This is a genomic window from Thermomicrobiales bacterium, assembly GCA_023954495.1.
GTDB lineage: Bacteria > Chloroflexota > Chloroflexia > Thermomicrobiales > CFX8 > JAMLIA01.
In genome coordinates this window covers 12963-36426 of record JAMLIA010000003.1, presented here as the reverse complement: position 1 = coordinate 36426, position 23464 = coordinate 12963, and the positions used below count along the sequence as shown (strand labels likewise).

Below are 23464 nucleotides of genomic sequence, written 5' to 3'. Positions count from 1 at the left end.
TCTTTGAGACGACGAATCCAGCGAATGGGCATGGCGTCTCCGACTTCCGTCGAATGTTCTATGGAATTGCCCTACGCGGTCGTCGAGCGACGTTCGAGCTCGGCACGAGCCAGCGCCGACAAGGTTCGGCCCTCAACACGACCCGCGGCGGCCTGCATCAGCGCCGGCATGAGCTTGCCCATCTCTTTCGGGCTGGTCGCGCCGGACTCTTCGACGACCCGACGGACAAGCTCCTCGGCTTCGTCATCACTGATCTGAGCCGGCAGGTAAGTCTGCAACACAGCGACCTGGGCTGCTTCAGCATCGGCCAAATCATCACGCCCGCCCTTGCGGAACATGTCGATCGAATCGCGGCGCTGCTTGATCTGGCCACGAATCACTGCCTCGATCTCTTCGTCGGTCAACTCGGCGTGCTTGTCAATCTCGGCATTCTTGATCGACGCGCGCAGGAATCGAATGACTTCCCGACGCTGTGTATCGCCAGACTTCATCGCATCACGAAGATCAGATACCAGTTGTTCAGCAAGACTCATGGCCGCCTCACCCTCCACAGGAACGCCGCTCCCCTGCCGCGACGATCATGCAGTATGCATCGAAAATGGCAGACGGTGTGCGCAGTATAGCGCCCGAAATTGTTGAAGGTCAATGTGACATTCACGCACCATCGCGTACGTACGCCAGAAATTTAGAGCCCCGTCATCTGCCGTCCGCCCAGAAGATGGACGTGGAGATGAAACACGGACTGCCCACCCTTCTCCCCAACATTGCTAACGACTCTGTACCCATCCCCAGCGACGCCTTCGCTCCGCGCGACAGTGTTCGCCACGAGAAACAAACGCCCGAGGAACGCCGCATCGTCCTCCCCGAGATCGGCGATTGATACGACATGCTTGCGCGGTACGATCAGAACGTGAACGGGTGCCGCCGGGGCAATGTCACGAAATGCGATGAACTCATCGTCTTCGTAAACTCGATCACTGGGAATGTCGCCGTTGATGATGCTGCAGAATATGCATGATGAATCGACCATTTAGCCCGACCTCCGCTCTATTCCAGGTTATTCCTGTTGAGAGGGTGCCACGTCGATGCCCGAACTCCCAGAAGTTGAGACGGTTTGTCGGACACTTCGCCCGTACCTCGCAGACAAGGTTATCGAATCGTTCGATCTGCGCTGGCGCCGCACTGTTGCAAACGATGACTTACCGGCTTTCGAAGAGCGAATCATCGGCAACTCGATAGCCGCCGTCTCACGGCGCGGAAAGTTCATCGTCCTTGAGCTTGGCACGGGCGACTGGATCACGGTCCATTTGCGGATGACCGGCGAGCTCCTGTTCCGCGCGACGCGGACTGACGCACGCGCGCCGGAGCGCGAACCCTACCTGCGCGCTGTCTTCGCGCTCTCTGGCACCACCGAGCTCGATTTCTACGACACGCGAAAGTTCGGTCGGATCGCGCTTCTGGACCGTGAAGCTTCCGCACGACTCGACGAGAACCTCGGGGTGGAACCGCTCAGTCCTGCGTTCACCATCGAATCCCTGGCGCTTGCCCTCCAGCGCAAACGCAGATTGAAGTCGCTGCTGCTTGACCAGACGGTAATCGCGGGATTGGGCAACATCTATGTGGATGAGGCGATGTTTCGGGCCGGTGTGCATCCCCTTCGACCCGCGAGCGAACTCGCCGCAGACGAGATCAGCCGACTTCAAGCAGCGATCGTCGATGTTCTGTCAATCGCAGTCGAATCGCGTGGCACGACGCTCCGCGACTACCGATCCGGGCTTGGCGAGGAAGGCACGAATCAGGAAAGCCTGCAGATATACGGGAGAAAGCCGGGGAGTCCCTGCGTCGTCTGCGGGGCTCCCCTCGTACGCCTGACAATCGACCAACGCACGACGATGTTCTGTCCTGTGTGCCAGCCGCTTGGCGACCACGATCAGGCGTAAGCCGTGTCGATCTTGGTCCCGATCTCAGCGTTATCAGGCTCAAGCACCGGATAGTCTCCGCTGATCAGATCGGTGTGCTTGAGGCCGGAGCCGGTCGCGTAGACAACGACCTTGTCGGTTTCAGAGAGCTTTCCTTCGGCGCGTAGCTTCTCGGCGGCCGCAAATGCCGCACCGGACTCCGGCGACACGAAGAGCCCTTCCTTCTCGGCAACGGATCGCATCGCCGCGTTTAGTTCGGCGTCGCTCACCGCGATGGCCGTGCCGCCGCTCGCGCGCACGGCGTCGAGGATGAGGTAGTCGCCAATCGCGACCGGCACGCGGATGCCCGGCGCGATCGTGTCTGCGCCCTCCCAAAGCGGCGCGTGGCGCTCGCCCATATCAAATGCCTTGACGATCGGTGCGCAGCCGTCCGACTGCACGACGATCATGCGCGGCCGCGCAGAGCCGATCAGGCCCATCTGCTCCAGCTCATCGAACGCCTTCCACATTCCGACAATGCCGGTGCCGCCGCCGGTCGGATAGATGATTGCGTCGGGCACTGTCCAGCCGAGCTGCTCTACAAGCTCCAGCCCCATCGTTTTCTTGCCCTCAGCGCGATACGGCTCCTTCAACGTGGACACGTCGAACCAACCCCGCGACGCGCCGTTGTCACGCACAACCTTGCCGGCGTCATTGATGAGGCCGTTGACCAGGAACACGCGCGCTCCCAATGCGCGGCATTCCGCCTTGAACACTTCTGGCGCGTCCTTCGGCATGAAGACGACGGTCTCCATCCCGCCGCGCGCCGCGTAGGCGCTCGCCGCCGCCGCTGCATTGCCGGCCGACGGTAACGCGATTGCCTTCACCCCAAGCTCACGAGCACGCGACACCGCCGCGCCAAGTCCACGCGCTTTGAACGATCCAGTCGGATTGCGTCCTTCGTCTTTGACCAGCACGTTTGAAAGTCCGACTCCGGCGGCCCAGCGATCAACCTTGAGCAGCGGCGACCCTCCCTCGGCAAGTGTCAGACGGTGCTCGGCCTTGCGGACCGGCATGATCTCGGCGTAACGCCACAGATTCCAGGGACGTTTGGCGAGAGCCTCCCGGGTCATTGTCGACTTCGCGCGATCCAGGTCGTACTCGGCCAGCAAGACTTTTCCACATTCATCGCAGACGGTCAGCAACTGATCTGCGTCGTATCGATGTCCGCAGTTTGAGCAGACGATGCCGCTCAGGGTGCTCTCGATTTGGCTTCCGGATTGCATCTTGCCTCCCCTGTTCTCGTTCTATTGGCAGCGTCGGCTATCGTAGCAGAGCTCTGCATCGAACTTGACCAAGAGGTATTTGACCGCGGGGTCAGATTCAGATACCGTTACGAATGGTTGAATAGCCCGAAAAGAGCCAGATTGCGCGGCATATGCACCAGCTAGCAGTACCACAGTTCGCGCGCGTTACCTCCTGCACCTATCGCCCTGAGACGCTGTCGACCGCGCTCGATGTCCTCACAAATCAGGTGATTACGACGCTCCGCTCCCGTGAAGACTATGGTGGCGAGCTAACGCTGCTGAATCGCGATCATTGCCGGTTAATGACGATTACGTTGTGGGCCAAAGCCGAGCAGACACTGGTCAGTATTGATCCCGAAACGAACCATGACGTCGAAATATTGAGCCAGTACTGGGACTCGCCGCTCATGCGCGAAACCTATTCTATTTATGTAAATGAGGCGCGGAGCCGAAGCGACATCGTCCCGCACACCGCTCACGCTCGGTTCACGACGATTCGCGTCGATCCGCAGCACTGGAATTCGATCGTTGAAGCCGGTCATGCTGCTGTTGAAGAGTTGGAGCGTGAACATCCTGGCTTCATTGGCGTGCTTGCACTGGGCGACAACGTGACGGGCAAAGCGATCTTTGGCGAGCTTTGGGAAAGTCGGGCCGCTCTGCGGGCGAGTGAGATGACCGCCTACCGGCAGGAGCGCGCTGCCCGGTCGGTTCGCATGTTGCTCGGCGTTCCGCAGCACTCCACGTTTCACATCGAGCACATGGAGCTTGGGCGGCTGCGCAGCGACGCCGAGATTGTGCCAATCGCCGACCAGGTGTAAACTCGACCACGACTGCGCGGGTGTAACTCAGTTGGTAGAGTGTCTGCTTCCCAAGCAGAATGCCGTGGGTTCGAGTCCCATCACCCGCTCTCTGAATTCCAGGCGAGCCACCTCCTCTTCATCAACGCAGGCCCTCCAAAGGACGAGACCATATTCGACCGCGTTTCGATCGCCTCGCAGGCAATCCTCTTGCGGCGCTGTTGGCACGGTTCCGAATTCGTGGAAAGAGAGACATAGATATGGGTGAGAACCAGACTGCGGACTGGGATCCACGGGACCCGTCAGTTTTGAGCAACCAGCGCGCAGCATACGATCGCATGCGCTCGCAATGCCCAGTCGCACGGAGTGACTTCCTTGAATGGTCAATATTCCGACATAGCGACATCGTTGATATTCTTGATGATCCTGCGACGTTTAGCAGCGCGTCGAACCACCGGGCAGTGCCGAACGGCATGGACCCGCCTGAACATACGCTGTTTCGTACTGCAATTGAGCCGTTCTTTATGGCTGGCCAAATGGCCAACTTCGAACCGACGTTTCGCTCAATCGCAGCAGAGATCACAGCAGCGCTCATCGATCAGCCCGAAATCGAATTTGTCAACGCATTTGCGATGCCATTCCCATTGCGCTGCGCCGTCGCGTTTCTCGGCTGGCGCGCCGATCGTTGGGAGCACCTGCATGGCTGGACTCACGGGAATCAGCAGGCATCGCTATCACGAGACCGCGAAGCCAGCGCGGCGCTAGCGCAAGAGTTCACGTCAATCGTTGAGGAGGAGTTGGCAGACCGCCGCCGCATTGGCCGTACTGCAAGCGATCTGACCAGCACACTGATGTCGACAACGGTGAACGGGCAAGTCATCAGCGACGACGACATCGTCAGCATTTTGCGGAACTGGATCGCTGGGCACGGCACAGTCGCCGCAGGGCTTGGATTGCTTGTTTGGCATCTTGCGACAGACACGCAACTCCAGCAGAAACTTCGTGAAGAGCCGGTCATGTTGCCGCAGACAATTGATGAGATCCTGCGCGTAGATGGGCCGCTCGTTGCAAACCGACGCACGACCACGCAGGATGTGACAATCGCAGGCTGCCACATCCCGGCTGGCGAACGGCTCACCCTTATGTGGATTGCCGCCGATCGAGATCCAGACGCGTTTGCGAAAGCCGATGCGATCAACCTCGCTCGGGACAATGACAGCAGTCTCGTGTTCGGACGAGGCATTCACGATTGCGTCGGGGCACCGCTCGCGCGACTGGAGATGCGAGTTGGTCTCGAAGAGCTCCTGAGGGAAACGGCAGAGTTTTCAATCGCTCAACCAACTGAGGTCAAACGAATGGTCTATCCAGGTAATGGCATCGCCAACATGACGCTCGCCCTGCGGTGAATCTGAAGCGATCACATTGCACAACCTTCGTCAGTTTCGATGGCTCGTGATATAGTTCGCAGTCGTTGCGGGGCGACTCGCGACGCAATCGTGGGGGCGTAGCTCAGCTGGGAGAGCGCTACAATCGCACTGTAGAGGTCGGGGGTTCGAATCCCCCCGCCTCCACCCACGAAGCCATCGCTTGAGCCGCCTTTATGGCGGCTCTTTGCATTTTTTCTCGCACCATATCCACCTCGGTTGTTCTGATCCATGCTTGCGCGCATTCTGCGCATCTACCGGAGATCCTCCACGTCCACTCGGGCTTCAAGATCGGGAGATGTTCATCATGGCAGTCAAGCGGCTTGATCACGCAGGTTATGTTGTCAACGACCTGTCGGCGGCAATTGCGTTCTTCGTCGAACTGGGTCTGGAACTCGAAGGCGAGACAACCGTCGAAGGTGAATGGGTCGATCAGCTCGTCGGGCTAGACGGGGTTCGGAGCGACATTGCCTTCCTGCGGACGCCAGACGGCCATGGCCGCATTGAGCTGTCAACGTTCCATTCACCGGTTTCCACCTCGCCGCCTCCCACCGCACCAGTGAATGCACCGGGCATTCCCCGACTGACATTCGTGGTTGACTCTCTCGACGACACATACGAGCGTCTGCTCGCCACGGTGCCACCCTCGTTGGAGAGATCGCGCAGTACGAGTACATCTATCGATACTGCTATCTTCGCGGTCCAGCAGGAGTCATCGTCGGGATTGTTGAAGAGCTCAACTGACGAAGACCGAGCGCATGTGCTCATCGCCACGCGCTCGTGGTTTCAGATCGCTCTGGCTGAAACGCAACGCCAACATCAATGCCAGCAAAGAGTGAAGGCGGCCCTGCGGCCGCCTTCAATATTCGAACGTTGTGTGGTCACCGCTACCCGGATGCGGGCTGTGGTCGGAGGCGCGGAGCCACTTCCGGTTCACGCCGTTCGCGCTCAGCATTACCAGTAGGCAACTGCGGATGCGACGGACCGTGCAGTGTTGGCTGTGGTCGCGGCGAGTCGAAGAGCGCCTCCAGCTCTTCGGACTCGACGGTCTCGTTCTCAATCAGGAGCATGGCAATCGCCTCAAGCTTGTCGGCGTGCTCGGTCAGGACTTGGCGCGCCAGCTTGTAGGCGTCATCAATCAGTTGACGAATCTCCTGGTCAATCTGGAACGCGACCTCGTCACTGTAGTTGCGCTGCTCATTAATCTCACGTCCGAGGAAGACAAGCTCGTCCTTCTTACCGAAGGCCAACGGTCCGAGCGTGGAGCTCATGCCATACTCGGTCACCATTCGGCGGGCCAGACCAGACGCTCGCTCAATGTCATTCGAAGCGCCGGTAGAGATCTCGTTGAAGACGATCTCCTCAGCGACACGACCGCCCATGATGTAGGCCAGCATGTCCTCGAATTGACTCTTGGTCCAGAAGAACCGATCCTCGTCCGGCACGACGCTGGTGTAGCCACCCATCATGCCGCGTGCGACGATCGACACTTTGCGCACCGGATCGGCGTTCGGCACCATGCGCGCGACGAGCGCATGGCCCGCCTCGTGGTATGCGGTCATCAGCTTCTCACGCTCGCTGATGACGCGACTCTTGCGCTGCGGCCCGGCGACAACCCGATCGATTGCTTCGGCGAGCTCCTTGCGGCCGATCGTCTTCTTGTTGCGCCGTGCAGCAAGGATGGCGGACTCGTTCACCAGGTTCTCAAGGTCGGCTCCCGAGAACCCCGGAGTCTGCCGAGCGAGGTCTTCGAGCTGTATATCATCCTCAAGCGGCTTGCCCCGCGAATGAACTTCGAGAACGGCGAGTCGACCAGCGATGTCAGGCCGATCGAGAATGACCTGACGGTCGAATCGACCGGGGCGAAGCAACGCCGGGTCGAGGACGTCCGGCCGGTTCGTCGCAGCAATGACGATCACGTTCGTGCTGCTGTCAAATCCGTCCATCTCGACGAGAATCTGATTCAGCGTCTGCTCGCGCTCGTCGTGACTGCCACCAAGTCCAGCGCCACGCTGGCGACCGACGGCGTCGATCTCGTCAACGAACACGATGCAGGGCGCATTGCGCTTGGCCTGATCAAACAGATCACGAACTCGCGACGCACCAACGCCTACGAACATCTCGACGAACTCAGAGCCGGAGATACTGAAGAAAGGCACGCCAGCCTCTCCAGCGACGGCACGCGAGAGCAAAGTCTTGCCGGTGCCTGGAGGGCCGACCAGCAGCACACCGCGAGGAATCCGCGCGCCGAGGGCAGAGAACTTCTCTGGATACTTCAGGAACTCAACGACCTCAACGAGCTCTTCTTTGGCTTCGTTGACACCGGCGACGTCCGCAAATGTCACCGTCGGCTTATTGCCGGTAAACATCCGTGCGCGACTCTTACCGAACGACATCGCCTGGCTGTTACTGCCCTGCGCCTGACGCATCATGAAGATCACGATGCCGATCAGGATCATCGTCGGCAATATAAAGGTCATGATACCGAGCCAATTGCCCCACTGACTCGCGGCCTTGATCGTAATGTCGACGTCCGTTGGTTCGACGCCATAGAGCATCAACGCATCGTAGATATTGACGTTCTGCGGCAGCCGGAACGTCTCTACTTCGTCGGAACCCTTGTAATAGACAGTGACCTTGCTCGAGTTTTCGGTCTGTTCGAGCCGTGCGACCTGGCCGGCCTGAATGTCCTGCGCGATGCTACTGAGATCGCGTGTTCGCGTGCGCTCGCCACCGCTGGTCACCATGAACCAGAGGGCGATAACCGCGATAATCAGGATGATCCAGACAAAGCCGTTGCGAAGCCATCGATTGTCGGTCATCGGGTATCCTCTGCAGGTGCTCCGCTCTGGTTACACGAACAGGAGGAGCACAACCAGTTGAGTGAGCGGAACAACGTGCCCAGATTATAACAGGACAATAACGAGCGCCTTCCCGGCCCTCCGCTACGATCCGTCGTAGACGCCGACGTACGACAAGTTGCGATATCGCCCTGCAACATCAAGCCCATAACCGACAACGAACTCGTCCGGAATCAGGAAGCCGCAATGGTCCACCTGAACGTCCCGGTGGTGGTCACGTTCTTTCATCAGCAGCGTGACAACGCGGATACTCTTCGGTCCGCGACGACTGAGCACGTCGAGCAGATACGCGAGCGTCAGACCGCTATCGATGATGTCCTCAACAATGAGAATGTCTCGCCCCTCGATCGAGGTATCAAGGTCCTTCAGAATCTTCACCACGCCACTCGACTGCGTTGATGCGCCATAGCTCGACACGGCCATGAACTGGACATCAAGCTGGACCGGCATCGCCCGCGACAGGTCGGCCATGAAGACGAACGCGCCGGTCAGAATCCCAACGAGGATGGGGCAACTATCGCGGTAAATTTCGCCGAGTTCTGCTCCGAGCTGAGCGATACGCTGCTGAATCTGCTCCTCGGACACTAGCACTCGGGCTATCCCGCTATCCAGGCGTTGGTCGTCCGTCATCGTCGTCCCTTCCTCCTCGCTGCGCGAACACAACCCGGTCTCGCTCAATGATCACATCCACGCCATGCGGCAATTCGATTTTCGCTCCGGCTCGCCCCTGCACTGCACGGAGAACTGCGTCGATGCGTTCCGACGACAGTTCGCGCCAGTCGGCGTCGGAAGCGGCGGTAGACACCTGTCGCGCCACACGCCGCACGATGCGCGATGCCACCGGTCGCGACGCACGACGCAATGCGTTGCGATCGACCAGGGCCCCACGGCTCGTCGCTTCAACGATTTCCGCAAACACACCGTTTGCCAAGTCATTTACAACCATCGCGTCATCGCGAACAAGCATCATGGAGCGCAGTAACGTCGCTGGAAACCCAGGGTATAGCCGTCGCAACTGCGGAATGATCTCATGCCTCAGGGCATTGCGTGCGTAGCGCGTATCGGCGTTGCTTGGATCGAGTATGGGTTCGACACCAGCGTCTTCAACCACTCGCATCAGGTCGCTTCTGGAAACATCAAGCAGCGGACGAAGAATCTGCAGGTCGCCACTCGCCGTTGCGATCGTGCTGGTCGGCAGCATCCCGGCTGCCCCACCAGAACCAGTGCCGGAGAGCAGGCGCATCAGGATCGTCTCAACCTGATCGTCCTGCGTGTGGGCGGTGACAACGGCGCGGAGATTGTGCGCGCGGACGACACGCGCGAGCGCTTCATAGCGGGCAGCGCGAAGGCGATGTTCTGCGACGTGCTCGCCGATGCGCCAATCAGCGTCAACATCCGCCGCGACGAACGGAACATCCAGCAACGCACACAGTGCCGCAACGTGCCGCCCCTCCTCGGCCGACTCTACGCGGGTGCGATGATCGACATGAACGACGAAAAACGGTGCCAGCTGGTCCCGCATTGAGCTCGCCAGCAGAAGCAGCGCAGTCGAGTCCACGCCACCAGAGCAGGCAATCGCAACCGGGACATCCCAAGTCAGACACCTGCTGCCGACGGCGCGAACGTGCGCCAGCTTGGCATCGGTCCAGTCGGGCACGCCTGACACTTTCGCCTCACTCTGCAGCTGGACGTAAAAACGCAAACGATCGCGCTCGTGAGCGCGATCGTCCTCTGCATGATGGTGCCGGTGGCGGGAATCGAACCTGCGGCCAAGGGCTTATGAGTCCCCTGCTCTGCCTCTGAGCTACACCGGCTCGCGAAGCGGCAATAAGCATAACAAGCGAGCAACGCCGAGGGCAACGCCGCGGAGTCACCCAGCGCCTCAGGTACAATCACGGCCCAGCACTGAGGGCTGTCATACCGATCGATCGAGGAGTCATGCAGAGTATCCACGAGTCACAGGGATCCACGTTGCTGGATGGCCTGAACCCCGAACAACGCGCTTCCGTGATGACGACAGACGGCCCCGTTCTCATCGTTGCAGGTCCCGGCAGTGGCAAGACTCGCGTCCTCACTGTCCGCATCGCCCACCTCATCCAGGACCTCGGCGTCGCACCGTGGAATATCCTGGCCGTCACATTCACCAACAAGGCCGCACGAGAGATGCGCGAGCGTGTCGAAGCGCTGGTTGGAGATCGGGCGCGCTGGGTCATGCTCGGCACGTTCCACGGGTTCTGCGCTCGCGTGCTCAGACAATACGGTCAACACATCGGAATCGATCCGCGGTTCGTCATCTACGATGATGGCGACCAGATGAACGCGGTCAAGTCAGCGATGGATCAACTGGATATCAGCCCAAAGCATTTCGCGCCTCGGGCCGTACTCAGCACGATCTCGCGTTCAAAGAGCCACAACGTCGGCCCAACAGAGTTCACCGACTCGGTTGAGAGCTATTTTGAAGAGGTAGTGGCCCGGATCTACCCGATTTATCAGCAGACATTGCTGCGCCGCAAAGCGCTCGACTTCGATGATTTGTTGTCGATGACGCTACGACTCCTGCACGAATCGCCGGAAGCGCTCAGCGCGCTCCGCCAGCGCTACCACTATGTCCTGGTCGACGAATATCAGGACACTAACCGCATCCAGTATTTGCTGGTGAAGGAGCTGGCCGCCGAGCATCGCAATCTCTGCGTCGTCGGCGACCCGGATCAGTCGATTTACGGTTGGCGTGCTGCGGATATCCGCAACATCCTGACGTTCAAAGAAGATTTTCCCGACGCTATCGAGATCCATCTTGAAGAGAACTATCGTTCGACACCGGACATCCTCACCGCTGCTGACGCAGTGATTCGTGAGAACGTCCAGCGGATCGACCGGAAGCTGCGGACTTCAAACAAAGCGGGCGAGAAGATTACACTCAGAGAGTGTTTCGACGAACAGCAAGAAGCGCGGTTCGTCGTCGAAGAGATCCAGCGGCTGACCACCGAAGGCAAGTACCGCGGCAGCGACATCGCCGTGCTGTACCGAACCAACTGGCAGAGCCGACCGATCGAAGAGGCGATGATCCGCGCCACGATCCCCTATCAGCTCATTGGTGGCACGCGCTTCTACGAGCGCAAGGAGATCAAAGACGCACTCGCACTCCTGCGCCTGATTTCAAACCCGGATGATTACGCCGCATTTCAGCGCGTGGTCGCCGAGTTCCCTGTCGGAGCCGGCATCGGCGCGAAGACGCTGTCCGATATCGAGCAGTGGAGCCAGGCGCGAGCTGCCGGCACGGGCGCAGCGCTTGATGCCATCGGCAGTGCCGACGGACCGCCGCTCTCGTCGCGCGCGACAAAACTCCTGACGGCAATGCGTGAGCGCCTCGACGTCCTGCGCGATCTCGAACCGACCGCGCTCCTCAGCGAGCTATTCGACCGGGCACTGGAAGATACCGGCTATCTCGGCTATTTCGAGTCCGGCGACGAAGAAGCGATGTCGCGCTGGGAGAACCTCCAGCAATTGCGCTCGAACATTGAGCGGTTCGATGATGAGCCACCTGAGACACGATTGACAACGTTCCTGTCCGAAGTCGCACTAGTGAGTGATGCCGATACGATCGAGGATGCGCACGAGAAAGTCACACTCATCACGCTCCATGCAGTGAAGGGACTGGAGTTTCCGGTCGTCTTCCTCACCGGCGTTGAAGAAGGTTTGATCCCGCACCAACGCTCGATCACCGAGAACCCGGCCATGCTCGAAGAAGAGCGCAGACTGCTCTACGTCGGAATCACACGGGCGAAAGAGCGCTTATATCTGACGCACGCGTTTCGCCGTTCCCGGTTCGGCGGTACAGAGCCATCTGAGCCATCGTCATTTCTGACTGCAATTCCAGCGAGTACACTGGCGGCAGGCAGTCGATCGCACGAACCGACGCGACCCGCGACGCGAAAGTTGCTCGTTGCTCAGCCCGCCGCAGCGCCGGTCTATACCCGGGTATCGGCGGGGCAGCGCGTATTCCACGCAGAAGTTCGGGGACGTGTCGTGGTGCAGGTCGCGGATCGCAACGACGATCAGGAAATCACGGTCCAGTTCAAGCGACATGGGGAAAAGCGGTTGATGGGGAGTCTCGCCAATCTCACGGTCGACCAGGAATAAGGGAGGTAGCCGATGGCACAGTGGGTATCGCGGTTTGACCAGGGCGACGGATCCAACAAGGACCTCCTTGGTGGCAAGGGCGCAAACCTTGCCGAAATGACCAGCCTCGACCTGCCGGTTCCTCCCGGATTCACGATTACGACCGACGCTTGCCGCGCCTATCTAGCGTCGGACGAAACATTCCCTGACGGACTGTGGGACGAAGCGCGAGCCGGAATCCAGACCATCGAAGAGCAGATCGGTAGATCGTTCGGCGATTCGGCGAACCCGCTCCTGGTTTCGGTGCGGTCTGGCGCAAAGTTCTCGATGCCAGGCATGATGGATACGATCCTCAACCTCGGTTTGAACGACGAGACCGTTGTTGGCCTGGCAGAGAGCGCCGACGAGCGTTTCGCCTGGGACTGCTACCGCCGTCTGATCCAGATGTACGCCAAGGTCGTCATGGACGTCGACAGCGACCACTTCGAGGACGCGATCGACGCGCTGAAGCGGCAGACTCGTGTCACACTCGACCATGAACTCTCGGCAGATTCGCTTAAGGGCCTGGTCGAAACATTCAAGCAGATCGTAATTCGCGACGCCGGCTCCGAATTCCCGCAAGACCCTTGGACACAACTACGTGGCGCTGTCGAGGCGGTCTTCAGCTCATGGAATAACCGGCGTGCCATCGCCTATCGAAATCAAAATCACATCGCGCACGACCTCGGTACAGCCGTTAATGTGCAGGCAATGGTCTTCGGCAATCTGGGCGACGACAGCGCGACCGGCGTTGCGTTCACGCGCAATCCCGCCACGGGCGAGCAAGGGATATTCGGCGAATTCCTGGTGAATGCGCAGGGCGAAGATGTTGTGGCAGGTGTCAGAACGCCTCAGCCGATCGCCGAGATGGGCACGTTGCCGGCCTTCTCGGATGCCTGGTCATCGTTCAAGAGCATCACCAGCCGCCTTGAGTTGCACTATCGCGACATGCAGGACGTCGAGTTCACCATTCAGAATGGCCGACTGTTCATGCTTCAGACACGCACTGGCAAGCGCACCGGTCAGGCGGCAGTCAACATCGCCGTCGAGATGGTTGATGAGGGGCTGATTTCCAAGGAAGAGGCTGTCCAGCGCGTCGAACCAGCCCAGCTCGATCAATTGCTGCATCCAATGATCGATCCGTCGTACACACCAGAAGTCCTCGCGGTCGGCCTGCCGGCCAGCCCGGGAGCAGCGACCGGCAAGATCGTCTTCGACGCAGATGACGCCAAGCGCCTCGGCGACGGTGGCGAACGGGTCATCCTCGTCCGCATCGAGACTTCGCCAGAAGACTTCCACGGCATGGTCGCCGCGCAGGCGGTTCTGACTGCACGCGGCGGCATGACGTCCCACGCGGCAGTCGTCGCACGCGGTATGGGCAAGCCGTGTGTCGCAGGCTGCGGCTCGCTCGACATTGACTATCGTGCCGGGACGATCGGCGTTGCCGGCCGCGTACTCAACGAGGGTGACTTCATCACAATCGATGGCGCGAGCGGACGGGTCATGCTTGGCGAGGTGCCGACCATTGAGCCGAACGTGGGCGGCAGTGTTGCGACGCTGCTGGCGTGGGCCGACGACATCCGCCGCCTCGGCATTCGGGCAAACGCCGACACGCCGGGAGATGCCCAGAAGGCACGCGAGCTCGGTGCCGAAGGTATCGGGCTGTGCCGCACAGAGCACATGTTTTTCGAAGGTGATCGCATTCAAGCGATGCGTCAGATGATCATGGCGTCCGATGCAGCAGAACGCCAGGCAGCGCTCGACCAGCTGCTGCCGATGCAGCAGGAGGATTTCGAGGGCATCTTCCGAGCAATGGACGGCTTCCCTGTGACGATCCGCACGCTCGACCCGCCACTGCATGAGTTCCTGCCGCACACCGATCAGGATATTGAAGCGCTCGCCCGCGACACCGGGATCACCGTCGAGCAAGTGCGCAACAAGACCGCTGCACTCCGCGAAGCCAACCCAATGCTCGGACACCGCGGTTGCCGACTCGGGATTTCCTACCCGGAGATCACCGATATGCAGGCACGCGCAATCTTCAATGCGGCAGTGAACTGCCAGCGCGACGGCATAGCCGTTCATCCTGAGATCATGATTCCGCTCGTCGGCGATGTCGAGGAGCTCAAGCGCCAGCGTGCTGTCGTCGATGCCGCCGCGAAGGAGACCTTCGAGGAGACGGGCGTCACCGTCGAATACTCGGTCGGGACGATGATCGAGTTGCCGCGTGCAGCGCTGACTGCCAATAAGATCGCCGAGCAAGCCGAGTTCTTCTCATTTGGCACGAACGACCTGACGCAGACCGCATTCGGATTGAGCCGCGACGATGCCGGACGCTTCCTGCCGATGTACGTCGAGAGCGGCATCCTCGCGCGCGATCCGTTCGTCACGCTCGACCGCGAAGGAGTTGGCGAGCTGGTGGAGATCGCAACCGAACGTGGACGCTCAACGCGACCCGACATCAAGCTGGGCATCTGCGGCGAGCACGGCGGCGATCCGGATAGCGTGGCTTTCTGCCACGAGGCCGGACTGAACTACGTCTCCTGCTCACCGTTCCGCGTTCCCGTCGCCCGTCTTGCTGCTGCGCAGGCAGCTCTCGGAGACGCCGAGCGCGATCGCTGATCACTGGACGTCCAGCCTGACTGTACGTACACTGTGATCAAATCGTATCGGCGGATCGGATTCACAGTGAACGTACGCCAGACTCTTGAAGCCAGACAACGCGAATGGCTCGCGCCAGCAGCGGCGCGGGCCGATCTCGCAACACGTCCGCAAGCCGAGGATGAGTCGGACGTACGGACGGCGTATCAGCGCGATCGCGATCGAATCCTGCATTCGAAAGCATTCCGCCGCCTGAAGCACAAGACACAGGTGTTTCTCTCACCGAGCGGCGACCATGTCCGGACGCGGATGACGCATACGCTGGAAGTGACGCAGATCGCCCGGACTATCGCCCGCGCGCTCGACCTGAACGAGGACCTCACCGAGGCGATCGGGCTCGGGCACGATTTGGGACATACGCCGTTCGGGCATACCGGCGAGCGCGCGTTGGCGCGGATGTTCCCCGGCTTCCGGCACAATGAGCAGAGCCTTCGCGTCGTCGATCGCCTGGAGAAAGACGGAGCTGGGCTGAACCTCACCAACGACACCCGCGACGGTATCCTGCGCCATTCAAAGCCGGAAGCGGGCATTGCCGGCGAGATGGCCGGGACGCCTGCCACAGCTGAAGCGCAGATCGTGAAGATCTCGGACGGCATCGCCTACATCAACCATGATTTCGATGACGCCGTTCGCGCCGGATTGATCGACGCACACGACTTGCCGGAGTTCGTTGGACAAACACTGGGCACATCGCATAGTCAACGCATTGATACGCTGGTCCATGATGTCATCGTCAACTCGCGCCCGTTCCTCGCCTCACCTGCCGACGGCAGACAGGTGATTCAGATGAGCGACGGTATCCTGGCTGCGGCAGACGAAATGCGCACGTTCCTGTTTGAACGCGTCTACCACCCGGTGAACAGACGAGCAGCCACGAAGCAGGCCGAGCAGATGATCGAAGCGCTGTTCGAGTATTATGTCGCGAACGCTGACGAAGCGCCGGAAGTCTTTGCACCATCGCTGGTTGGCGAAAGCGTCGAGCGACGGGTTGCTGACATCATCTCCGGCATGACCGACCGCTACGCCGTGAACACCTATACCACGCTATTTCTCCCATCCCCTGAGGAGCACTGATTATGGCCGGTGGATCAATCGAAACAATCAAAGAACGCGTAGACATCGTCGACCTGATCGGCTCCTCGGTGCAGTTGCGTCAGGCTGGCCGGAGCTTCAAGGGACTCTGCCCGTTCCACGACGAGAAGTCACCGTCATTCGTCGTCTACCCGGAGTCGCAGTCGTACCACTGCTTTGGCTGCGGGAAGAGCGGCGACATCTTCACCTATGTCATGGATACGGAAAATCTCGACTTTCGCGACGCCCTTCGACAACTCGCAGACCGCGCTGGCGTTGAGCTTGAGAGTCGCCGACAGACACAGGCCGATCCGGCACGGGATCGCGAACGAGATCGCCTCATCGAGCTGAATGAACGGGCAGCGGCGTACTTCGCCAACCTCTTGTGGACCTCCCCGGCGGCGCAGGAGGCGCGTGCGCTCCTCGAACGGCGCGGGCTTGACCGTGCGACCGCCGACAAGTTCGGTCTCGGCTTCGCGCCCAATTCATTCGACGCGCTGAAGTCACACTTCCTGGCCCGCTCGGCGAGTGAGGAAGAGTTGTTGACAGCGGGATTGTTGTCTCAGCATGAGACATCGGGGCGCACCTACGACCGGTTTCGCAACCGCGTGATGTTCCCGATTCGCAATCGCGACGGACAGACGATCGGGTTCGGCGCGCGTGCACTCGGTGACGAGAAGCCGAAGTATCTGAACTCACCGCAATCGCCGATCTTCGACAAGCGCTCGGTTCTCTACGCGCTCGATAAGGCCTACGACTCGATCCGCCGCGAGCGAAGCATGGTTATCGTCGAGGGCTATATGGATGCCATTGCTGCCCATCAGTTCGGCTACGATAATGTCGTCGCCTCGATGGGCACCGCCGTCACACCAAATCAGGTTGCATCTATTCGGCGCTATCTCGATCGCGTCTACCTCTCACTCGACGCGGACACCGCCGGACAGATGGCGACGCTTCGCGGTATCGACGCAATGCGCGAGTCGTTTGCAGACGACGAGCGCGCGGACGTGCGCCCGAACCAGATGGTGCGATTCGAACGAACGATCGGCGCTGAGATCCGAATCGTCGTGCTGCCGGAGGGCAAAGACCCTGACGAGTTCATTCGCAGCCACGCCGACCAATGGCCGGATGTGTTGCGAAATGCAGCACCGCTGGTTGAGTACTACCTGACTCACGCGCTTGCCGACATCGATCGGTCGCCGATGGAGCGTGCGAAAGCGCTCCGAGAGGTCGCTATCCCGATCCTCGATGAAATCGGCGATCCGGACGTCCTCACCCACTACGTCGGCATGACCGCCCGTCTTTTGGAATATCCCGACGAAGAGGTGCGCCGGGCCATGCTCCGTCGCTCACGCTCGCAGCCATCGCGCACTACCGCCACTCGCCCAACGCCGGAACGAGGCGTGAGCGATCGTCCAAACGCCAGCGATCCGGAGCGCTATCTCGTCAGCCTGATCCTGAACTTCCCGCAAGCTGGCGCGACGGAACTGCCGTCTCTGCGGCGCGAGGACGTGCTGGACGGACGCCACCGCACCATCCTCGACCAGCTCCTTGAGTCGGGAGCGAGCTACGACGCAATGCTCGGCGCGCTTCCCATTGAGTTGATGGAATATGCCGTCGAGCTCCACGACAGCCTGGAATCCGCGCCGGGCGGTCCGCCGCGACCGCCTTCGCTGGAGATTCCGAACGCAATCCGTCGCCTGGCCCGGATGCGGCACGACGAAAGATTACGGCAGGTGCGCGCCGAGCTTGAGCAGGCAAAGAAGGCTGGAGATGCGGTGCTTGTGGCTGAATATACCCAGCGCATGAGCGAGCTTGCGACACAGCGCACATCCTTCGCACCGAGCCAGAGCCCGTATTTTAAGGATCTGCGCAGCGAGCCGGTCGGCGCGCGCTAGGCGCTACCGGCGTTTGCAAGGACGGCCTGAATCGCAGCGAGCAGTGCGGAGTCTTCCGTGGCCAGCACTGTTCGCGCATCAACGACGACCGTGTCATCGATGATGCGGGGAACGACAGGCTGGCTGCCGGTTCGCAAGAGCATTGCCAGTTGATCTGATGTGTGATGCGCAGAATGCAGCGCTATGCCAAATGACGGCTGCGTCTTGCCCGGCAGTGAACCACCGCCCACAACTGACTGAGTCGGAACGACCTTTGCGCCGTTTCCGAGTGCCGCTGCCCAGCCACCTGCACGCTCTTCGAGCCAGTCCGCCGTTCGCGACATCGACCACCAAACGGGGATCTCCTGCTCGGCCTCGCCGCGAGCGTAGTGCCGCAATGTCTCGGCGATGCCGGTCAGGCAGGACTTGTCAGCTCGGAGGGCACGCGCCATCGGATGGCGCGCAACGCGACCGACCATCTCGGTCGATCCCATAATCAGGCCGGCCTGCGGTCCGCCGAGCAGCTTGTCTCCTGACGCGCAGACGAGATCCACGCCGGCACTGATACTCTCGCCGAGCGTCGGCTCGTGATCGAGTCCGTAGGCCTCCGTGGCGAGGAGGCAGCCACTCCCAACATCTTCAATCAACGCGACGCCGTGCGCGCGGCTCAGATCGGCGAGCTCGCTCAATTCAGGACGCGCGGTGAAACCCAGCACCGCGAAATTGCTGGCATGCACGCGCAGGATCGCCGCCGTTTCGTCATTGATCACTGCTGCGTAGTCCCGCGCGTAAGTACGATTCGTCGTCCCGACCTCGACGAGATGAGCGCCGCTCTGACGCAGCACGTCAGGAATACGGAATCCGCCGCCGATCTCGACCGCCTCGCCGCGCGAGACGATTACCTGCTTGTCTACGGCGAGCGTCGCCAGCACCAGCATGACTGCTGCTGCGTTGTTATTGACGACCAGGGTCCGCTCCGCACCAGTGAGCGCACGCATGAGCGCCTCGACCTCGCGCCCCCGCCCGCCGCGCTTTCCCGTCGCCAGATCCGTTTCGAGCGCGACATAGGCCGAGGCGACGCCTGCCATCGCACGCGCGGTTGCCAACGACACGGGCGCTCGACCGAGGTTTGTCTGGATGACGACGCCGCTGCCGTTGATGACGTGAGATGTCCGCGCGCCACTGATCAGCTCAACTTCAGCCACCATTGACTGCACAAGATCATCGTTCGGCTGGGCACCACCCAGGATGGCAGCACGCTCAACTTCCAGGCTTCTACGGAGGATGTTCGTCAGAACCTCATCAGTGAGACCTGCTGCCGATTTGCGAATTCGCGCATCTGCCAGCAGCGTATGCACCGAAGGCAAGTTTCGGGCCAGGACTGACGATCGCTCACCACAACCTCCGATGCAGATATGTCCGGGAGATGGACGCACAACGAGGAGCGGATATCCGCTCCTCGTCTCTCACGCTAGTGAATGGTCGGGGAGAGAGGATTTGAACCTCCGACCTCCGCGTCCCGAACGCGGCGCGCTAACCGGGCTGCGCCACTCCCCGCTGACCGCCGAATTCTATCAATGCCACCTCACTATATCAATCTGGTCGCGGCCGTGACGCGAGGAAACGCGGTAAGATTCATATCCGGAATGCTCGTGCAAACGCGCTGCACGAAACACATGGCACCACGCAACTCAACGCGCGCCACGATGTCTTTCGGAATAGCAGAATCCGGCCCGCGTAGCTCAGGGGATAGAGCAGGGGCGTCCTAAGCCCTGTGTCGGGGGTTCGAATCCCTCCGCGGGCGCCGCTTCCGCCGCGAAGCCGTTCGCGACTGCGAAAAGGAGGAGATGTCGTGGAAATTCAAATCAAGACGCATAACCTCAAGCTGAACGACGACACACGCGAGTACATAGAGAAGCGTGTTGCCAAGCTCGACAAGGTCAACGAGCGCATCGTTGACGCCAAGTTTGAGATCCGACGCGAGGCGCACCACAATCCGACGCAGAAGTACATCGCCCAGTTCACCATCGCGACGAAGCAGGCCGTGCTGCGCGCCGAGGAGCGCAACAGCGACATCACGGCCGCAGTCGATCTGGTGACGGACAAGATGGCCCGCCAGATCCGCCGCTTCCACGATCGGCGCACGAAGCGTGACCGGCGCTCTGCCGTTGGCCTTGGTCAGCTGGCAGCGGACCAGATTCAGACCGACGCGACAGTAGGTGTTGACCCTGGGGTGGACGAGCAAGATTCCGACGCCGAAATGGTTGTCCGCACCAAGCGATTCGATGTGATGCCAATGGATACCGCCGAGGCCATCGAGCAGATGGAACTGCTGGGCCACGACTTCTTCGTCTTCTACAATCCGGACAGCAGTCGTATGAGCGTGCTGTACCGTCGGCAAGACGGCGGCTTCGGCGTCCTGGAACCAGAGCTCGCGTGATTTGCGATCCGGGAATATCGATCGCAGCCGGTTGTTGTAGGTCGTATCGGGTCGCCGAGCGGCGTGATCCGGTGTTGAGCAGGTGTTAGGACATCAGCCGGAATGATGCTGGACTGGTTCGCGCACATACCACCAGGCTCATGTCCATCGGTTCTGCGGCCACACTGGTTCCGCACCTGGATGCAGCGCTTTGCGTCGTCCAGCGATATTGAGCGACTGCCCCGCATCTCTGTACACACGGGACAGCCTATCAGGGCTGTCCTTTTTTTGCGTCCGGATTCGGCGGAATTACGATGAGCTGGCTGACCGACCTGCCGACAACCGTCGAAAATCCTGGCGTCGCGACTCATACGTCGACTGTTAACCGGGTCGCGATGCTGAGCGTCCACACCTCGCCAGTCGCAACGCTGGGCGGCAAGGACGCCGGCGGCATGAATGTCCACGTCCGGGAGCTGGCGACAGAGCTCGGTCGGCAGGGCGTCGACGTCGACATATTCACTCGCCGTTCGGACCCTCACACACCAGAAGCCGTTGACATCGCAGATCGCGTCCGACTCGTAACTATCGACGCTGGTCCAGCTGCGGACCTGCCAAAGGACGAAGTCTTTTGCTACCTGCCGGACTTTGCGAATCAATGCGCCCTCTTTTCACTGCGTGAAGGAGTGCGGTATGACGTCGTCCACAGTCACTACTGGCTGTCGGGCTGGGCATCACATCTTCTTCAGCGCTACTGGATGGCTCCGACTGTCCACACGTTCCATACGCTCGCGCTGTTGAAGAACGCCGTCTATTCCAACGGCGTCAGCGAGTCTGCCGTCCGCGTTCAGGTGGAGCGGCAATTGCTTGATGTGCTCGATCACATCATCGCGCCGAATCCGGACGAGCGCGCCGAAATGGTCTGGCGCATGGGCGGCAGCAACGAGAAGATCTGCATCATCCCGCCCGGAGTCGACCTCAAGCGCTTTCACCCGGTAGATCCGATGAGTGCGCGCCGTCGGCTCGGTCTGCCGGATAATCCGCTGGTACTCTTCATTGGGCGAATCGATCCGATGAAAGGCATCGACACGCTGCTCGACTCGTTCGCGCTCCTGCGAAATGAGCCGTGGCCAGATCTGCCGCCGAAGCTGGTGTTCATCGGCGGAACCTATGAGGATGGGCAACCGGACCCGCAACTTCAACAGCTAATGCAGCGCGCGAACGAGCTCGGCATTGCCGATGATGTCCTCTTCCACGGCTCTCAGCCGCAGGATCTGCTGCCGGATTATTACGCAGCCGCGACCGTCTGCGCGGTCCCATCGCGCTACGAATCGTTCGGGCTGGTGGCCGTTGAAGCAATGGGGTGCGGTCTGCCGGTCGTCGCGTCGCGAGCCGGTGGATTGAATTTCACGGTCGAGGACGGACGGAGCGGCCTGCTCGTTCCTCCACAGAATCCGCGCGCCTTTGCATCCGCATTGTCGCGGGTCGTTCGCGATCCAGGGCTGCGATCCTCGCTGCAGGTCGGTGCGCGGCAGGCAGCGATTCGGTTCTCATGGTTTTCCGTCGGGCCGGCGATGCTCCGCCTGTATGAGCTTTTGGCCGATGGTGAACGCGAGAACATCTGCTGCCCCGGCGAGTTCTCAGACGCATCCTGATGCAGACGATGAGCAACAACAAGGGACCGGCAATAAGTGCCGGCCCCCTTTTGAAGTGTCTGGCTGCTAGCGCGCTGACCCGGCGGCGGATTCGAAGACCGTCAGGAACTCGTCAATCTCGTCGGCGCTAACATTCAGCGGCGGGATGATGCGGATTGCCTGATCCCATCCACCGGCAGTCAACAGCAGCACGCCGTTCTCGATGCCGTTGGCAATGACCTTGTTCACGGCGTCCGGGTTCGGCTTGCCTGATGACGTGACGAACTCGGCTGCGACCATCAGTCCCTTGCCACGTACATCGCCGATCAGCGGGTTTCGCTCGGCGATCCGATCGAGTCCATCAACGAGACGCTTGCCCATCGCGACAGTGTTCTCGATCATGCCTTCCTCACGGATGGCACGGAACGTCGCGACGCCAGCTGCACATGCAACCACGTTGCCGCCGAATGTGCCGCCGTGCGATCCCGGCGCCCAGGCGTTCAGCGTCTCACGCGATGCGACGATGGCGCTTAGCGGCAGGCCGCTGGCAATACCCTTCGCCACAGCTACGATGTCCGGCACGATGTTCGAATGCTCGAAGCCCCACCACTTGCCGGTGCGTCCAACACCCGTCTGAATCTCGTCAGCGATCAGCAAAATGCCGTGCTTGTCGCAGATCTCGCGGACACGACCCAGAAAGTTGTCCGGCGGGACAATGTAGCCGCCCTCACCCTGGATCGGCTCAACGATGATGGCCGCGACATCATCGGGCATCACCGTCGTCTCGAACAAGCGCTCAAGTTCGTAGATGCAGGCATCTGTCGGATCACCACTGTAGGGATTCCGGAACGGGTACGGGAACGGCGTGTGATAGATCGACGGCACAAGCGGCTCATAATGGCCGCGCATCTTCACGCGTGATGTCGTCAGCGCCATGGCCAGATGCGTGCGACCGTGGAACGCGCCCTTGAATGCGACGATTGCTGGTCTGCCAGTTGCGATCTTCGCCAGCTTGACGGCAGCCTCGATTGCCTCAGCGCCGCTGTTGGAGAAGAACACACCGTCGAGCTGCGACGGCATCGTCGCCCGGATCTCTTCCATCAGGTCAATCATCGGCTTGTGAATCAGGATATTGGCCTGCGCGTGAATGATCTTGGCGGCTTGCTCCTGAATAGCCTTCACCACCGCCGGGTGGCTGTGGCCAGTGTTGGTGACGGCGATACCCGAAGTGAAGTCCAGGTACTTCCGTCCGTCGTGTCCCCAGACATACGACCCTTCAGCGTGGTCGACAATCACCGGCGAGTACCGGCCCAATGTTCGCGGCAATTGCTCCGCATAGTGGTCTGGCGTAATCGTCATC

At 60.6% G+C, this 23464-nt stretch carries 17 protein-coding genes and 5 tRNA genes; 13 read left to right on the top strand and 9 right to left on the bottom strand.

Features of this window, described 5'->3' with window-relative positions; genetic code table 11:
• Positions 1-71: 71 nt before the first annotated feature.
• The gene (locus M9890_00965; GenBank protein MCO5175538.1) at positions 72-533 is read right to left on the bottom strand and encodes a GatB/YqeY domain-containing protein; all 462 of its coding nucleotides are present in this window, start codon (positions 531-533) and stop codon (positions 72-74) included.
• A 552-nt stretch (positions 534-1085) separates the two neighbouring features.
• Between M9890_00965 and mutM the strand changes: the two genes are divergently transcribed.
• Entirely contained in the window at positions 1086-1940 is an 855-nt protein-coding gene (gene mutM, locus M9890_00960) for a bifunctional DNA-formamidopyrimidine glycosylase/DNA-(apurinic or apyrimidinic site) lyase (protein MCO5175537.1), read from the top strand.
• Here the strand turns inward: mutM and M9890_00955 are convergent.
• Complete coding sequence (locus M9890_00955; protein ID MCO5175536.1) at positions 1931-3184, bottom strand: threonine synthase; 1254 nt, start codon at positions 3182-3184, stop codon at positions 1931-1933. The two genes, mutM and M9890_00955, sit on opposite strands and share 10 nt — an antisense overlap.
• A 152-nt stretch (positions 3185-3336) precedes the next feature.
• On the opposite strand from M9890_00955, the gene M9890_00950 reads away from it, so the two are divergent.
• The 5 genes from M9890_00950 (at position 3337) to M9890_00930 (ending at position 6390) form a co-directional block, all read left to right on the top strand.
• Complete coding sequence (locus M9890_00950) at positions 3337-4023, top strand: hypothetical protein (GenBank protein MCO5175535.1); 687 nt, start codon at positions 3337-3339, stop codon at positions 4021-4023.
• A 16-nt stretch (positions 4024-4039) separates the two neighbouring features.
• Positions 4040-4112, top strand: a tRNA-Gly gene (locus M9890_00945).
• Positions 4113-4340: 228 nt separating this feature from the next.
• Complete coding sequence (locus M9890_00940) at positions 4341-5408, top strand: cytochrome P450 (GenBank protein MCO5175534.1); 1068 nt, start codon at positions 4341-4343, stop codon at positions 5406-5408.
• 92 nt (positions 5409-5500) lie between these two features.
• Positions 5501-5573: transfer RNA gene (locus M9890_00935), tRNA-Ala, on the top strand.
• Positions 5574-5589: 16 nt separating this feature from the next.
• On the top strand, positions 5590-6390 hold the full coding sequence (locus M9890_00930; protein MCO5175533.1) for a VOC family protein: 801 nt from the start codon (positions 5590-5592) through the stop codon (positions 6388-6390).
• Here the strand turns inward: M9890_00930 and ftsH are convergent.
• The 4 genes from ftsH to M9890_00910 all read right to left on the bottom strand — a co-directional run bounded on the left by ftsH (position 6314) and on the right by M9890_00910 (position 10101).
• Complete coding sequence (ftsH, locus tag M9890_00925) at positions 6314-8248, bottom strand: ATP-dependent zinc metalloprotease FtsH (GenBank protein ID MCO5175532.1); 1935 nt, start codon at positions 8246-8248, stop codon at positions 6314-6316. The two genes, M9890_00930 and ftsH, sit on opposite strands and share 77 nt — an antisense overlap.
• Positions 8249-8371: 123 nt before the next feature.
• Entirely contained in the window at positions 8372-8917 is a 546-nt protein-coding gene (hpt, locus tag M9890_00920; protein ID MCO5175531.1) for a hypoxanthine phosphoribosyltransferase, read from the bottom strand.
• On the bottom strand, positions 8892-9944 hold the full coding sequence (gene tilS / locus M9890_00915; protein ID MCO5175530.1) for a tRNA lysidine(34) synthetase TilS: 1053 nt from the start codon (positions 9942-9944) through the stop codon (positions 8892-8894). The genes hpt and tilS overlap by 26 nt, the downstream gene beginning before the upstream one ends.
• A gap of 82 nt (positions 9945-10026) precedes the next feature.
• A tRNA-Met gene (locus M9890_00910) sits at positions 10027-10101 on the bottom strand.
• Positions 10102-10225: 124 nt separating this feature from the next.
• Here M9890_00910 and M9890_00905 point away from each other — a divergent pair.
• The 4 genes from M9890_00905 (at position 10226) to dnaG (ending at position 18075) form a co-directional block, all read left to right on the top strand.
• Complete coding sequence (locus M9890_00905; protein MCO5175529.1) at positions 10226-12427, top strand: UvrD-helicase domain-containing protein; 2202 nt, start codon at positions 10226-10228, stop codon at positions 12425-12427.
• A 12-nt stretch (positions 12428-12439) separates the two neighbouring features.
• Positions 12440-15067: a pyruvate, phosphate dikinase gene (gene ppdK, locus M9890_00900; protein ID MCO5175528.1), complete on the top strand. Its 2628-nt coding sequence runs from the start codon at positions 12440-12442 to the stop codon at positions 15065-15067.
• Between the two features lie 66 nt (positions 15068-15133).
• Positions 15134-16180, top strand: a complete 1047-nt coding sequence (locus M9890_00895; protein MCO5175527.1) for a deoxyguanosinetriphosphate triphosphohydrolase — start codon at positions 15134-15136, stop codon at positions 16178-16180.
• Between the two features lie 2 nt (positions 16181-16182).
• Positions 16183-18075 carry a DNA primase gene (gene dnaG, locus M9890_00890; GenBank protein ID MCO5175526.1) on the top strand — a complete coding sequence of 631 codons (1893 nt, stop codon included), beginning with the start codon at positions 16183-16185 and terminating at the stop codon, positions 18073-18075.
• Here dnaG and selA read toward each other — a convergent pair.
• Both selA and M9890_00880 read right to left on the bottom strand, forming a co-directional pair.
• Complete coding sequence (selA, locus tag M9890_00885) at positions 18072-19412, bottom strand: L-seryl-tRNA(Sec) selenium transferase (GenBank protein ID MCO5175525.1); 1341 nt, start codon at positions 19410-19412, stop codon at positions 18072-18074. The genes dnaG and selA overlap by 4 nt on opposite strands.
• Before the next feature lie 121 nt (positions 19413-19533).
• Positions 19534-19611: transfer RNA gene (locus tag M9890_00880), tRNA-Pro, on the bottom strand.
• A 174-nt stretch (positions 19612-19785) separates the two neighbouring features.
• Here M9890_00880 and M9890_00875 point away from each other — a divergent pair.
• The 3 genes from M9890_00875 (at position 19786) to M9890_00865 (ending at position 22125) form a co-directional block, all read left to right on the top strand.
• Positions 19786-19858: transfer RNA gene (locus M9890_00875), tRNA-Arg, on the top strand.
• Positions 19859-19906: 48 nt separating this feature from the next.
• Positions 19907-20494 carry a ribosome-associated translation inhibitor RaiA gene (gene raiA, locus M9890_00870; protein ID MCO5175524.1) on the top strand — a complete coding sequence of 196 codons (588 nt, stop codon included), beginning with the start codon at positions 19907-19909 and terminating at the stop codon, positions 20492-20494.
• A 293-nt stretch (positions 20495-20787) separates the two neighbouring features.
• Positions 20788-22125, top strand: coding sequence for a glycosyltransferase (locus M9890_00865; protein MCO5175523.1), 1338 nt, complete (start codon positions 20788-20790; stop codon positions 22123-22125).
• Between the two features lie 66 nt (positions 22126-22191).
• On the opposite strand, the gene M9890_00860 is transcribed toward M9890_00865, so the two are convergent.
• Entirely contained in the window at positions 22192-23463 is a 1272-nt protein-coding gene (locus M9890_00860) for an aminotransferase class III-fold pyridoxal phosphate-dependent enzyme (protein MCO5175522.1), read from the bottom strand.
• Position 23464: the final 1 nt, after the last annotated feature.